Origin of the sequence: Mangrovimonas sp. YM274, from assembly GCF_030908385.1 — a bacterium.
Taxonomy (GTDB): Bacteria; Bacteroidota; Bacteroidia; order Flavobacteriales; family Flavobacteriaceae; genus Mangrovimonas_A.
The window spans coordinates 3,364,130-3,377,094 of the sequence record NZ_CP133091.1; the positions used below are offsets into that span (position 1 = coordinate 3,364,130).

The 12,965-nt window shown below is 36.8% G+C and carries 12 protein-coding genes; 5 read left to right on the forward strand and 7 right to left on the reverse strand.

The genetic code is table 11. The features are described from left to right. Positions 1-32: 32 nt before the first annotated feature. Both RBH95_RS14785 and RBH95_RS14790 read right to left on the reverse strand, forming a co-directional pair. Entirely contained in the window at positions 33-1,703 is a 1,671-nt protein-coding gene (locus RBH95_RS14785; RefSeq protein ID WP_307900339.1) for a DUF6029 family protein, read from the reverse strand. 21 nt (positions 1,704-1,724) lie between these two features. Further along, entirely contained in the window at positions 1,725-2,213 is a 489-nt protein-coding gene (locus tag RBH95_RS14790; RefSeq protein WP_307900340.1) for a TlpA disulfide reductase family protein, read from the reverse strand. Between the two features lie 154 nt (positions 2,214-2,367). Here RBH95_RS14790 and RBH95_RS14795 point away from each other — a divergent pair, with 154 nt between their 5' ends. Continuing rightward, the gene (locus tag RBH95_RS14795) at positions 2,368-3,618 is read left to right on the forward strand and encodes an Omp28-related outer membrane protein (RefSeq protein WP_307900341.1); all 1,251 of its coding nucleotides are present in this window, start codon (positions 2,368-2,370) and stop codon (positions 3,616-3,618) included. 70 nt (positions 3,619-3,688) lie between these two features. On the opposite strand, the gene rsmG is transcribed toward RBH95_RS14795, so the two are convergent. Then, positions 3,689-4,318, reverse strand: a complete 630-nt coding sequence (rsmG, locus tag RBH95_RS14800; RefSeq protein WP_307900342.1) for a 16S rRNA (guanine(527)-N(7))-methyltransferase RsmG — start codon at positions 4,316-4,318, stop codon at positions 3,689-3,691. A 143-nt stretch (positions 4,319-4,461) separates the two neighbouring features. On the opposite strand from rsmG, the gene RBH95_RS14805 reads away from it, so the two are divergent. Then, positions 4,462-5,556, forward strand: a complete 1,095-nt coding sequence (locus RBH95_RS14805; protein ID WP_307900343.1) for an acyl-CoA desaturase — start codon at positions 4,462-4,464, stop codon at positions 5,554-5,556. A gap of 18 nt (positions 5,557-5,574) precedes the next feature. Beyond that, positions 5,575-6,762: a pyridoxal phosphate-dependent aminotransferase gene (locus RBH95_RS14810; protein WP_307900344.1), complete on the forward strand. Its 1,188-nt coding sequence runs from the start codon at positions 5,575-5,577 to the stop codon at positions 6,760-6,762. A gap of 61 nt (positions 6,763-6,823) precedes the next feature. Here RBH95_RS14810 and RBH95_RS14815 read toward each other — a convergent pair whose 3' ends face one another. From RBH95_RS14815 to trkA, 3 genes are all read right to left on the reverse strand, one after another. Further along, the gene (locus tag RBH95_RS14815) at positions 6,824-7,093 is read right to left on the reverse strand and encodes a hypothetical protein (protein ID WP_307900345.1); all 270 of its coding nucleotides are present in this window, start codon (positions 7,091-7,093) and stop codon (positions 6,824-6,826) included. A 473-nt stretch (positions 7,094-7,566) separates the two neighbouring features. After that, entirely contained in the window at positions 7,567-9,063 is a 1,497-nt protein-coding gene (locus tag RBH95_RS14820; protein WP_307900346.1) for a TrkH family potassium uptake protein, read from the reverse strand. A gap of 15 nt (positions 9,064-9,078) precedes the next feature. Next, positions 9,079-10,428: a Trk system potassium transporter TrkA gene (gene trkA / locus RBH95_RS14825; RefSeq protein ID WP_307900347.1), complete on the reverse strand. Its 1,350-nt coding sequence runs from the start codon at positions 10,426-10,428 to the stop codon at positions 9,079-9,081. A gap of 299 nt (positions 10,429-10,727) precedes the next feature. On the opposite strand from trkA, the gene ubiE reads away from it, so the two are divergent. Both ubiE and RBH95_RS14835 read left to right on the forward strand, forming a co-directional pair. After that, positions 10,728-11,459 carry a bifunctional demethylmenaquinone methyltransferase/2-methoxy-6-polyprenyl-1,4-benzoquinol methylase UbiE gene (gene ubiE, locus RBH95_RS14830; RefSeq protein ID WP_307900348.1) on the forward strand — a complete coding sequence of 244 codons (732 nt, stop codon included), beginning with the start codon at positions 10,728-10,730 and terminating at the stop codon, positions 11,457-11,459. 41 nt (positions 11,460-11,500) lie between these two features. Then, positions 11,501-12,214 (forward strand): porin family protein, encoded by a 714-nt coding sequence (locus RBH95_RS14835; RefSeq protein WP_307900349.1) that lies wholly within the window; start codon positions 11,501-11,503, stop codon positions 12,212-12,214. A gap of 16 nt (positions 12,215-12,230) precedes the next feature. Here the strand turns inward: RBH95_RS14835 and RBH95_RS14840 are convergent, their stop codons facing one another. Beyond that, positions 12,231-12,956, reverse strand: coding sequence for an RNA methyltransferase (locus RBH95_RS14840; RefSeq protein ID WP_307900350.1), 726 nt, complete (start codon positions 12,954-12,956; stop codon positions 12,231-12,233). Positions 12,957-12,965 lie beyond the last annotated feature (9 nt).

Here is a 12,965-nt window from a genome sequence, read left to right on the forward strand (position 1 = left end):
GCGCTCCTTTTTTAATTATGTAAACCTTCAATTTAGAAAGCTGTAGCAATGTTTAAAGTAAACCCTGTGTTTTCTGGCACAAATCTACAAATACCACCTACGCAAATTAATCCCCCTCGCTGTCTTCCGTAACTCGCTCCAATTCTAGTAGCTCCCTTTGTAAAACTTCCTCCGAAACTGTAATAATGAATTTGCTTATCTTCATCTGGATTTCCATAATTCCAAATATCTGTCGCAAATACAGCAAAATTTGAATTGAAATTATACTCCAAAGTACCTCCTGCCCAGTTTTTAGCCCTATCATGATCCTTATCATTAGACCACAAATGCTGCCCCTCAAACCTAATTGACTTACTTGATCCAAACTTATAGGTAGCCTCAGCAATTGCAATAAAGGCATCTACTTCCCCCGTCCTGTCTTCAACATATTTTGTATTATAGTAGGTTTCTACAACCGTCACAATTGTGGACCATTTTGACGATATTTTTTTTCTAAGCTCAAAACTAAACTCTTGAAAATACTTTTTACCAAAACCTAAAAATGGACCAGATTCATAGGTCTTATCTGTAACATTAAATTCACTATCTAAACCATACCAAGTCGAAAAGTTAAATGCTATTTTAGTACCGTACTTACCACCTAGAACAGTACCGCGTTTAAACCTTTGATAAAAATCTATCTGCCCCCCTATCTCTCCAGCTTTAGGAAGAGGATTAAACACCAGTCTTGGTTGTGATTGGTAAACATAAATATTGGTCAAACTATAATCATGTTGCTTTGTTAATGCTGGCAAATAATTGACTACGTCTTGGTTAAACGGGTTATTTCCATACTGCCCTTGATCTCGCTGAGAGTAAAAGGCCATATTTTCCATCCTCCTGAATGTAGCATCAAGCCCCAAACCAGACTTAGCAAAACCAAGATTCAACAAAAATGCATTACCATTAAAATAACTATCCTCATATAAATTACCCAACTCTTGATACATGTCATCATCTTTCAAAACATACTCCCCAGAGGCATAAAAATTACCTTCCGAAAAATCCAATCTAGCGGAAAAAGCATTAGTCATAGGATCAAAATTTGGATTCTCGACCTCCAAATCTTCATATCTCCCCACATAACTAAATCCAAAATCCAGACCTGTAGTTTCGAAATTTAAAAAACCTCCTAAATCCAGTTCTGTATTGAACCCATAGATATCACCTCTTGAAACCTCAAAGCCATCGCGTTGCCTTCCATACAAAGCCGTAAGTTGAACTGTACTAAAAGGCCTGTAAGTTACATGGCCTCCTCGTATTGAATTATTAATTCCCAACTGACGATCTTCCCATGTTCTAAGCACCAATCCGCTTCCAAACTGCTCGTAAAAATGCCCAACTGTAACCTCTAATTTTTGGGATTTATAACCAAAGGCAAATGTACCCAAATCCGTCCCCTCATACTTTGGATAATAGTTCAATAAAGCTCGAGGCTCATAAGACTCTAACTGAGCATTGGCAAACCAATTTTTAAAAGTATAATTTAAACGTAAATAGTTATTTGTTCTAAAGTGATCATCCTCTAAAAAATCACCTGTTTTGGGGTCATCGACATAATATTGAGAGTTAGACTCTAGACCTCCACTCAATTGGCCGTAATCCTGAGCTTGGGCAAAAGCAGTCCATAGCAGTACAAATACCGCAAATTTCGAATAGTTCATTTAGTTATTGGGATTTAAATATTACTTGGAGAATTCCTTAATTTTCTCGTAAAGTTCCTCCTCACTACCAGGAGCGTAACCGGAATGTCTAAAAAGAATTTTATTGTCCTTAACTATTAAAGTTACTGGAATAGTAGGCGCATTTAACTGTCTTTTTAAATCACCATTAGTATCCAACAATACCTCAAACTCCCAACCTTTACCATTTACCAATGGTTTAACACGTTTCACTGTTCTTGAATCATCAACCGAAATAGCATACAATTTAACATTAGTTTCATCCATCCAATCGACATATACATCTCCAATCGCATCTAATTCATTTTTACAAGGCACACACCAAGTTGCCCAAAGCGAAACAACTACCAATTGACCATCCTTAGATATATCTTGCAAGGCAACGGTTTCTCCATCCAGATTTTCCAAATGTAAATTAGGCAACACATCTTGGGCTTTAACAAAAAGACCAAACGTTAGCACAAAAAACAAGGTTATAAAGCTTTTCATCATGTAGGGGTTTTGAAAATTCACGCGCAAAGTTATTTTTTTTTATGAAAATTCAATCCATTAATGTTTTTTTTTATGAATTTCAGTCGTATTAACAATATTTTAATACAAAATATTTATATTCGGCTCTTGAAAATTATAACCCTAACATAACTTTATGAAAACAACTCGTTTACTTCAGCTATTTTTTTTAGTTGTATCTTCAGCCCTAGTTTCCTGTAGTTCCTCTGATGACGGAAATGGAGGACAAGCCTCATCTATTACTTTGTCCGTGGACAACAATGACATAAACCTTGGTCAATCCATAACCTTTACGGTTTTAGACGAAGGCAATGCCAATATTACTTCTCAGGCTACTATTTATTTTTCAGGAATGCAAATCTCAGAAAATCCATACACTCCTACTCAGCCAGGTACATTCGTAGTAAATGCTAAAGTTGGTAACACTACGAGTAACAATATCTCTGTAAACATTTCTTCCCTAGTAGTTAGCTCTAACAAATCCAGTGTATTCCCTGGAGAAGTCATTACTTTAAATGCCCTAGGAAACCAAGGAAACAATTTAACTTCTGAAGCCACATTTTATGTTAATGGAGAAGAAATTACTGGAAACACATATACGGCAGAAACTAGAGGTGTAGACATTATAACTGCAACACACGAAACATTGCAAAGCAACGAGAAATCAATTCTAGTTGGATATCCATCAAAGGCCTTAATTGAAGATTTTACAGGGACTTGGTGTGGATGGTGCCCTAGAGTTTCCTACGGCATTGAACTTGTAGAAGAAGCCACAGAAGAAGTTGTAGTTGCAGCTATTCATAGATACAGCAGCGCTATTGATCCTTTCAATTTCCCTGCAGGAAGTTTAGAATCCTTTATTGGTTTAGGTGGCTACCCTACAGCTATGTTAAACCGTACTACGGAGTGGGCAACTCCTGAACCTAGTTATGTAGGTCAAGTTGTGAATCTAACTCAAAACATTTCACCTGCCGCTTTAGGAGTAACTTCTGAATTAAATGGCAATACACTAAGCATTGATGTTTCTACTGATATTCTTGACAACTCTCTTTCCGAAGTTAAACTAGTTGTTTACGTGCTTGAAGACGGTTTAATTTATGAACAAACAAACTATACAGAATATTATGGAGGAGCAGACTACATCACAGATTTTGTTCACGAGAACGTATTAAGACAAGTCCCAACTGGATTATTTGGAGAAGAACTAACTTCGTCGGATCTAGATGCTGAAACAAACCTTTACAATAAAAGCTATAGCTTTGAATTAGACTCTAATATCGCTGACAGTTCAAATATTCATCTTGCAGTATTTGTAACCGATGCCGATGGCAATGTATTAAATGTAATTGGATCTCAAATTGGAGAAAGCATTGCAATAGAAGAATAATTTTTTCATAAAAGCATAAAAAAACCAGAGCAATGCTCTGGTTTTTTTATGCTTTTAAAATTCTAATAAATCAGCCTTTATATTTTAGGGGCAAGTGAACCACTTTCTTGGTATCAAAGAAATCTTCCTTGTAGTAATCGGTTAAATTGTAAATAGTAGCCGTTTTATAACTTTCCAATTCCTCGCTCAAATCGCCTCCTTTTAAATACAAAATACCATTTTTAAGTTCATGATTTTGTGGTTTGGCAATTTTCCCTTTTACCCAATGCACAAAAGTTGGCATAATGGCTACGGCCCGGCTTACAATAAAATCAAACTGCTCATCAATCTCTTCTACCCTACTGTGTGTTGTTCTTACATTGGTTATTCCCAAGCCTTCAACTACCTCGTTGACCACCTTTAACTTTTTAGCGATACTATCCACCAAATGAAAGTTTGTTTCTGGGAACATGATGGCCAATGGAATACCAGGAAATCCCCCACCTGTACCTACATCCAAAACATTTGCTCCTGGATTGAACTGCATTACCTTGGCAATCCCCAAGGAGTGCAGCACATGTCGCAAATACAATTCATCTATATCTTTTCGGGAAACCACGTTAATTTTCAGGTTCCAATCTTGATATAAGGATTCCAATTTTTCAAACTGCTCCAATTGTTGCTTGGTCAAATCTGGAAAATAATTCTTAATAAGCTCCATTCATCAAATTTTTCTACAAAAGTAGACATTTTTGTGTGGATAATTTTTAGGATTTTCATAACCTCTTACACTCGTTTATTAGTTATATTTGCATTTTGATACACTATGCATTTTTATTAGTGTATAATAGAATTTTATGCCTTATGACAAAGCAAACTTTATCATTTTCAAGAACAGATTCGGCCAAATTTTTCAGGACGCTAAACAAACGTGTTAACGACTATTTTAAAGAAAACAACATAAAACGCACCGGTAATTGGAAAATATGGGTAAAGACCATAGTCATGTTCGCCATTTTCTTGACACCTTACTTTTTATTATTGACATTGGATATCCCTGGCTGGTTACAGCTGTTATTTACAGTAATTATGGGAATTGGTATGGCAGGCGTTGGCATGAATGTGATGCACGATGGTAACCACGGAGCATTTTCAAATAAAGAATGGATCAACCGCTTAATGGGAAGCAGTATCTATATTTTAGCCGGAAACGTATACAACTGGCAAGTGCAACACAATGTATTGCACCACACCTACACCAATATTCATGGCCATGATGAAGATTTGGATGCAGGGCGTATTTTGCGTTTTTCAAAACACACCAAATGGAAGCGCTACCATAAATTTCAACACTACTACTCCATTTTCCTATATGGTTTGCTAACCCTTAATTGGGCAATCACTACAGATTGGATGCAAATGAAACGTTATATGAAACGTAAATTATCCTATGGTAAATTCCCTAATCCTGTTTGGAACTGGAGTAAATTGGTGATTTCAAAAATCATTTACATGTGCATTTGGATTATTATTCCAATGCTAATATTAGATATTGCATGGTGGAAGATCCTTTTAGGTTTTTTTGTAATGCACTATGTGGCGGGACTTATCCTTAGTGTCGTTTTCCAATTGGCCCACGTTATGGACGAAGCCGAGATGCCTCTTCCAGAAGAAGGCGGTACTATGAAAAACACTTGGGCTATCCACCAGTTGAAAACTACTGTAAACTTTGGACGTACCAACAAAATAGTGAATTGGTTCACCGGAGGTCTTAACCATCAGGTCGAACACCACATTTTTCCTCACATTAGCCACGTACACTATTTCAACATTTCAAAAATTGTAAAGGAAACCGCTAAAGAATTTAATTTACCTTACAACGAATATAAATCTACAAGAAAAGCAATAATCGCCCACTTCAGGTTTTTAAAGGAGATGGGAATGAAGCCTGCATTATAAGCATAATCAGATTTTTACATGAAAAACCATCTTTCAGACAGAATCAACAGTCTGCCAACTTCAGCCACCTTGGCCATGGCAGCCAAGGCTAGAGAATTAAAAACCCAAGGAATCGACATTATTGGTTTAAGCTTGGGAGAGCCCGATTTTAACACGCCAGACTTTATTAAGGAGGCCGCTATCCAAGCCATTAATGACAACTACAATTCGTATTCACCGGTAGACGGTTACGCCGAATTAAAAGATGCCATTATCCTAAAGTTTAAAAGAGACAACAATCTAGATTACAAACCTAGCCAAATTGTTGTTTCCACAGGAGCCAAACAATCCATTGCCAATGTAGCGCAAGTATTGCTTAACCCTGGAGACGAAGTGCTTTTGCCAGCGCCTTATTGGGTAAGTTATTCTGCCATTGCCACCTTATGCGAGGCTACTTTCAAGGAAATACCTTCTACTATTGATAATGATTTTAAAATCACACCTCAACAGTTAGAAGAAGCCATTACTCCTAAAACTAAAATGATATTCTTTAACTCTCCAAACAATCCTAGTGGGACTATTTATAGCGAGAGTGAATACCGTGCCTTGGCCGAAGTTTTAGAGAAACATCCAGATATTTTCATCCTTTCCGATGAGATTTACGAACACATTAACTATGGTGCTAAAAACTTTAGTTTTGCTTCTATTCCAAGCATGTACGACCGTACCATTACGGTTAATGGTGTTGCCAAAGCTTTCGCCATGACTGGATGGAGAATTGGTTATATTGGTGCTCCAGAATGGATTGCCAAAGCTTGTACTAAAATGCAAGGACAAATCACTTCCGGAGCCAATTGTATTGCACAAAGAGCAACCATTACTGCTTTAAACGAATCGCCAGAGCGTATTCAATATATGGTTGATGAATTTAAAGTAAGAAGAGACTTGATCTTAAATCTTCTTAATGACATAGAAGGTTTTAAAACCAATGTTCCTGAAGGTGCCTTTTACGTGTTCCCTAACGTATCTTATTACTTTGGAAAAACCTTAAGAGGAAAAACCATAAACAATGCTACAGATTTCTCATTATACTTACTTGAAGAAGCACACGTAGCAACGGTTACCGGAGAAGCCTTCGGAAATGCCGATTGTATTAGAATCTCCTACGCTGCCTCTCAAGAACAAATTGTTGAAGCCCTTAAGCGTATTAAAGCTGCTTTAAGCTAGAACCAGAATTATTTATTAAACATACAAGCATCCGTACCTTTAAAGTTACGGATGCTTTTTTTTAAAACATAACGTACACGAACAACGCACACATTAAGGTAAAGCCAACTATAAAAACCACTCCTATTTTAAATTCCCTTAGCTCCTGCTCTCTCTTCAGTTTTCTTTTTAATCGTTTTAAATACCCAGTAGATGGTTTTTCATAAGCAACCTTTTCAGTGTCCCTTTTCAAATTATACCCCCCAAGAGTTCTTTTGAAATGTTTAGACTTATCCAATCGTAAACTTTGATTGTATTTAATCACGTTATGCATATATCCACCTAGTGCCATATCTGAAAATTTTAAATGTTGAAAAAAGAAATCTAAGGCCAATACCTAGAAAACTAAGTTGACTCTAAAAAGGAATCCGGTTATAAGGAAATACCAGGGATCCTACCAAAAAAGTAAAACAAATACGAGAAAAAAGAGAATTACTCTTAGTATCGTTGCAGTATCCGAAGTCTTGAAAAACAATCTCTTCTCTATACGACTTCTACAACTGAATAGCTTATTGTAAGAATATTGACTGAAATTGGTTTTAGCGCTTTGCTTGTACTCCGAATTCAATAAACCTAAATTGTTTTCTTTTACCCAAAAGGGAAAAGGTTCCAAATCTTGTGTAGCTTTTAACGTTTTCATGATGCTTGATTAATTGGTTATATATCATATGACGCTAAAAAACATATTTTGTTACATAGACCATTAATTCACAAGCATCTAACAAAAGAACCAGAATTTAAAAAAGGCTTAGACTGCTTAACCCTCTACCTATTCCTCCAAAAGAAAGGTGTTAAAAGAATGAGGACTGTAAAGAGTTCCAATCTCCCTAAAAGCATTAAAAAGGAGGCCCACCATTGCCCTAACAATGGCAACGCTGCATAATTGTTCACCGGACCAAATTTTCCTAGAGCCGGGCCAATATTTCCTAAACTAGACGCCGCTAAACCAATAGAGGATTCAAAGTCTAATTTAAACATAGAAAAGCCTAGTCCCCCAACTATAAAAGCCAGCATATAAAGAATAAAGAACCCCAAAATATTAAATACAATATCACCTTGGATGGATTTGCTATTGTACCTTACCGGAAGTACAGCGTTTGGATGCAATGCTCTTTTAAATTCCAAAAAGCCGTTTTTAATTAAAATAAGGTGTCTTACTACTTTAACACCTCCAGAAGTACTCCCTGCGGAGCCACCCAAAAACATCAATCCAAAGAAAAACACCACCAAAAATGGTGTCCAAAGCGTGTAGTCTGCTGTTATAAAACCAGTAGTGGTAATAACTGTCAGCACCTGAAATAAAGCATGCCTAAAAGAACTCTCTGCACGTCCCCAAACCATTGGGTGTTCAATGGAAGAAATCCCTAAATCTGCTCTAAAATAGATAATCAAAGCCGCTATAATTGTGAATACTGAAATAAACTTAAAATACAGTCGCAGCTCTTCATCGCGTATGGCTTTTTGCACCGTTCCCTTGAACACAAAATAACTCAAGACAAAATTGGTTCCCGCCAAAAACATAAAAAGAATGATAATATATTGTATCAAAGGTTGGGCATTCCAATAGGCAACACTCGTATTTTTAGTAGAAAACCCTCCCGTGGAAAGTGTACTCATAGAATGGTTGATAGCATCAAAAAAAGACATCCCGGCAACTTTAAGAAGAATAGTTTCAGCAGCAGTATACCCAAAATAGATCAACCATAGACGTTTTGCGGTATCCGTTATCCGAGGGTGTAATTTATCGGCGCTGGGACCCGGAGCTTCGGCAGCAAACAACTGCATGCCTCCAATTCCTAATAGCGGTAAAATGGCAACTGCAAGAACAATAATTCCCATACCTCCAATCCAATGCGTGGTACTTCGCCAAAACAACACACCCTTTGAAACAACTTCAATATCATTTAATATTGTAGCTCCCGTAGTTGTATATCCAGACATGGTTTCAAAAAAAGCACTCGTAAATGTAGAAATGGTATTGGTCAGCAAATATGGTAAAGCTCCCGAAGCGGCCATAACAATCCATCCAAAGGTAACTACAATATACCCTTCACGCTTTTTCATTTCCTTACTATGGTTTTTGGTACTCACCATTAAAAATGTCCCCACCAAAAGCACCAAAATTCCGGACATGAATATCTGCAATGCCTCAGGCTCACCATACAAAGAACTCACGAGAGCAGAAATAAGCATGAAGCCCCCATTAAACAAAAGCAATAGCCCAAAGAAGTGAAAAATAATTTTAAAGTTAAGTTTCTTCATTGTTACAGCTACTCTTTAAAAGAAAAATTTCTCTACCTCTACAATAGATCTAGGCAAACAACATACCACCACTCTATCTCCTGCAGAAATTTTAAAGTTTCCTAATGGAATCAAACCTTCACCATCACGAATTACTCCACCAATAATGGCCGAGCGCGGAAAGTCCAAATCCTTAATTAATTTATCACTTATCTTTGAGCTTTGATTCACTACAAACTCCAACAACTCAGCATTCATATTGTTAAGTTTGGTCATTGCCACCACTTCCCCTTTTCTTATATATCTAAAAATATTGTTGGCAGCCAAAAGCTTTTTATTGATCAATGTATCAATTCCGATAGATTGGGACAGCTGAAAGTAATCCATGTTTTCCACAAGGGCAATGGTCTTCTTTACACCTTTCGATTTAGCCACCAAACAGGACATGATATTAGTTTCTGAATTTCCCGTTACCGAAATAAAAGCATCCTGACTATCAATATTCTCTTCTTCCAAAAGTTCCACATTTCTTCCGTCTCCATTAATAATCAACGCATTTGGCAATTCATCGGCCAACTCAAAAGCTATATTTTTATCCTTTTCAATAAGTTTTACATTGAATTTACTCGCACATAAATCCTTGGCTGTTTTATAACCAATCTTACTTCCTCCCAATATCATAACATCCCTTACATCTATCTTTACCTTTCCTGAAAGTTCAAACAGCTCTTCATCACCACCCGCAGAGGTTATAAAAACCACTTTATCACCTTCCTTAAACAAGGTATCCCCCCTAGGAATTATGGTATATTGGGTTCCATAACGCTGAATGGCAATGGGTACAAAATGGATTTCTGATAGCACCTCTGCAGCTTCCTTTACCGTTTTGTCCACAAAGGCCGCATTTCTGGACAATCGTAAACTCAACATAGTTAAAGCCCCGTCCTCAAACTCATAGCTATCATTAAAAGCGTATTGATTTAATAACAACTCAATCTCAGACGCCGCAAGGTCTTCTGGCGAAATCAACTCGTCTATACCAAACTTGGTAAATCCAACCTCATCTTTTTGCTCTAGGAATTCAGAATTTGCAATTCTAGCTATAGTGCGCTCAGCTCCTAATTGCTTTGCCAAAACAGCCGCCGTAATATTTGTAGTTTCCGAAGATGTTACCGCAATAAACAATTCCGCTGTTTTAATCCTAGCATCCTTCAAAATAGCAATAGATGTAGCATCTCCTCTAATCACCCTAATGTCCAAATGATTGTTGGCATATGCCAAACTTTCTTTATCTGTATCTATAAGGGTAATTTCTTGTGCTTCGTAGGATAATAATTTTGCCAAATGAAATCCAACTTCACCCGCTCCAGCAATAATTATTTTCATCTGTTTTGTTTTAGTAGTTCAATATAGCTTGAGATGCAAAAAGAATGCAACTATTGGTTTAATATTGCCTCCTATTGGAAACAAGAAAAGCATTCAAAAAAGCAAAACAAATATAGCATAATTTTATATTCATAAGTTTTTAATCCCTGTATTGACCCGTAACCTAATGTTACAGAAGCAATTCAACACTATAACTAATTCACATCAAAATATTTAAAACCAATAATTGCACATATTTTTAGTTCCTCTTAGACCTAATAGACATGAAAATTTATGTAGTTTTGCCAAAAAAAGATTAAATGTCCACAAAAGTGAAGCCATATAAAGACAGTGACCTGAACAAAAAGCAACAGGTCACAAAAATGTTTGACACCATATCTAAAGAGTATGACGGACTTAACCGTGTAATTTCATTTGGAATTGACATAAAATGGCGTAATAAAGTAGTGGATATTGTAACCAAGCAACAGCCTGTTAAAGTTTTGGACATTGCTACCGGCACAGGTGATTTGGCCATTACTCTTACCAAATCTGGAGCTAAGGAAATTATAGGCCTCGATATTAGCGATGGTATGCTAGAAGTTGGACGGAAAAAAGTAGCTGCCAAAAACTTGGACAATGTCATTTCCATGGTTCTGGGAGATTCTGAAAGCCTTCCTTTCCAGGATAACACATTCGACGCGATAACAGTAGCTTTTGGAGTCCGTAACTTTGAAAATTTGGAACAAGGTCTCTCCGAAATTTTAAGAGTTCTAAAACCAAATGGTGTTTTTGTCATTTTGGAAACCTCTGTCCCTACACAAACACCCTTTAAACAAGGCTATAAATTTTACACCAAATATATCTTACCAACCATTGGCAGGGTCTTTTCTAAAGACCAATCGGCGTATGCTTATTTAAGTGAATCGGCCTCAGTTTTCCCTTATGGAGAAGCGTTGAACAATATTTTGCGTAAAATTGGGTTTATAGATGTCAGTAACAAACCCCAAACTTTTGGAGCAGCCACCATTTATACTGCTTCCAAAAAATAAAGTGACGGTATAGCATCCTTTGATTGTAAATTAAATCTTCAATGAAAAAAGTAGTTTTTATTTTCTCTTTGTTTCTGTTAAGCCAGGCAGCGTCTGCGCAATTGTTCACGAAGGAAAAAATCAAGAACAATGAAAATTTTGACAAACAACGTCTAAGCTGGGGCTTCTTTTTAGGATTCAACAGTTATGATTTTCAATTTAATTATGAAGAAGATTTAAAGGATATTTTGGTTGACAACACAGTGGGGTTTAATGTGGGGTTGATTTCAGATTTGCGTATCAATGAATATTTAAACCTACGTTTTGAACCGGGACTGTACATTACGCAACGTAATCTACAATACGATCCTAGTTATTTCCAAGGCATGGATTATAACGCATCAGACTTGCTTCGCGAAGTCAAGTCTACTTATGTGCACTTCCCTTTGCTACTGAAATTCTCCACCAAACGTATTAACAATTTCAAGCCGTTCATTGTTGGCGGTTTCTCTACAGCCATTAACCTTTCCAGTAACCAAGAAAACCCAGACGACAACTCGGTGGGAGAATTTAGATCGGAAAGGAATATGGTATTCTACGAATTAGGGTTTGGTATCGACTTTTACTTGTACTGGTTCAAGTTTACGCCATCTATTAGAGGCGTGTTTGCTCTAAATAACGAAATTATTCAGGATAGAGATCCTGATAGCCCATGGACAGGCAATGTACACACCATGAAGACTAGAGGAGTATTCGTTAACTTTACATTTCAATAGAAAAGCAACCCTTTTATTATTTTCCTCTTCTAAATTCACTCAAGAAGATAGCTGTTGCGGTAGCTACATTTAAACTTTCGGTTGCTTGTAAATTACCATAACGTGGAATACTGAGTTTGGATTTTACCAGTTGTTCAATTTCAGAAGAAATACCATTGGCTTCATTTCCCATTACCAAAACTCCCTTAGTAGGTAAGGTTTGACTGTAGACATTAGCGCCTTCCATAAAAGTTCCAAAAACCTCTGATTGTACGTTTTTCAAAAAAGAAGGTAAATCCAAGTACGTTATATTCACTCTGGTCAAAGATCCCATAGTCGCTTGCACAACTTTGGAATTAAAGCAGTCTACCGTTGCTGAACTACAGACCAAGTCTTTCACCCCAAACCAATCGCATAAACGGATAATTGTACCAAGGTTACCTGGGTCTCTTAAATCATCCAATGCCACTATTAAACCACCATTTTCTATGGGCTGCGGATTAGGAATCCTAAACAAAGCCAGAGCAGTATTGGGAGTTTTTAGAGTACTGATTTTTTTCAATTCTTGCTCGGAGATAGCTACAACTTGCTCTGAAGCAACTCCAAAATCAGCCCCAGTAGTATACAACTTATAGAGGTCCAAAGAGGAATTTAAAAACTCTCCAATCCCTTTAATCCCCTCTACTACAAACAAACCTTCCTTAGTGCGGTTCTTTTTTTGTGCTAAACTTGTAATTAATTTTATTTGGCTCTTTGTTAACATCAAAATGTC

Excerpts from the sequence above, each read along its gene's own strand:
- rsmG (WP_307900342.1), bottom strand. The coding sequence starts at position 4,318 with ATGGAGCTTATTAAGAATTATTTTCCAGATTTGACCAAGCAACAATTG.
- ubiE (WP_307900348.1), top strand. The coding sequence starts at position 10,728 with ATGTCCACAAAAGTGAAGCCATATAAAGACAGTGACCTGAACAAAAAG.
- trkA (WP_307900347.1), bottom strand. The coding sequence starts at position 10,428 with ATGAAAATAATTATTGCTGGAGCGGGTGAAGTTGGATTTCATTTGGCA.
- RBH95_RS14790 (WP_307900340.1), bottom strand. The coding sequence starts at position 2,213 with ATGATGAAAAGCTTTATAACCTTGTTTTTTGTGCTAACGTTTGGTCTT.
- RBH95_RS14785 (WP_307900339.1), bottom strand. The coding sequence starts at position 1,703 with ATGAACTATTCGAAATTTGCGGTATTTGTACTGCTATGGACTGCTTTT.
- RBH95_RS14815 (WP_307900345.1), bottom strand. The coding sequence starts at position 7,093 with ATGGCACTAGGTGGATATATGCATAACGTGATTAAATACAATCAAAGT.
- RBH95_RS14795 (WP_307900341.1), top strand. The coding sequence starts at position 2,368 with ATGAAAACAACTCGTTTACTTCAGCTATTTTTTTTAGTTGTATCTTCA.
- RBH95_RS14840 (WP_307900350.1), bottom strand. The coding sequence starts at position 12,956 with ATGTTAACAAAGAGCCAAATAAAATTAATTACAAGTTTAGCACAAAAA.
- RBH95_RS14820 (WP_307900346.1), bottom strand. The coding sequence starts at position 9,063 with ATGAAGAAACTTAACTTTAAAATTATTTTTCACTTCTTTGGGCTATTG.
- RBH95_RS14835 (WP_307900349.1), top strand. The coding sequence starts at position 11,501 with ATGAAAAAAGTAGTTTTTATTTTCTCTTTGTTTCTGTTAAGCCAGGCA.
- RBH95_RS14805 (WP_307900343.1), top strand. The coding sequence starts at position 4,462 with ATGACAAAGCAAACTTTATCATTTTCAAGAACAGATTCGGCCAAATTT.
- RBH95_RS14810 (WP_307900344.1), top strand. The coding sequence starts at position 5,575 with ATGAAAAACCATCTTTCAGACAGAATCAACAGTCTGCCAACTTCAGCC.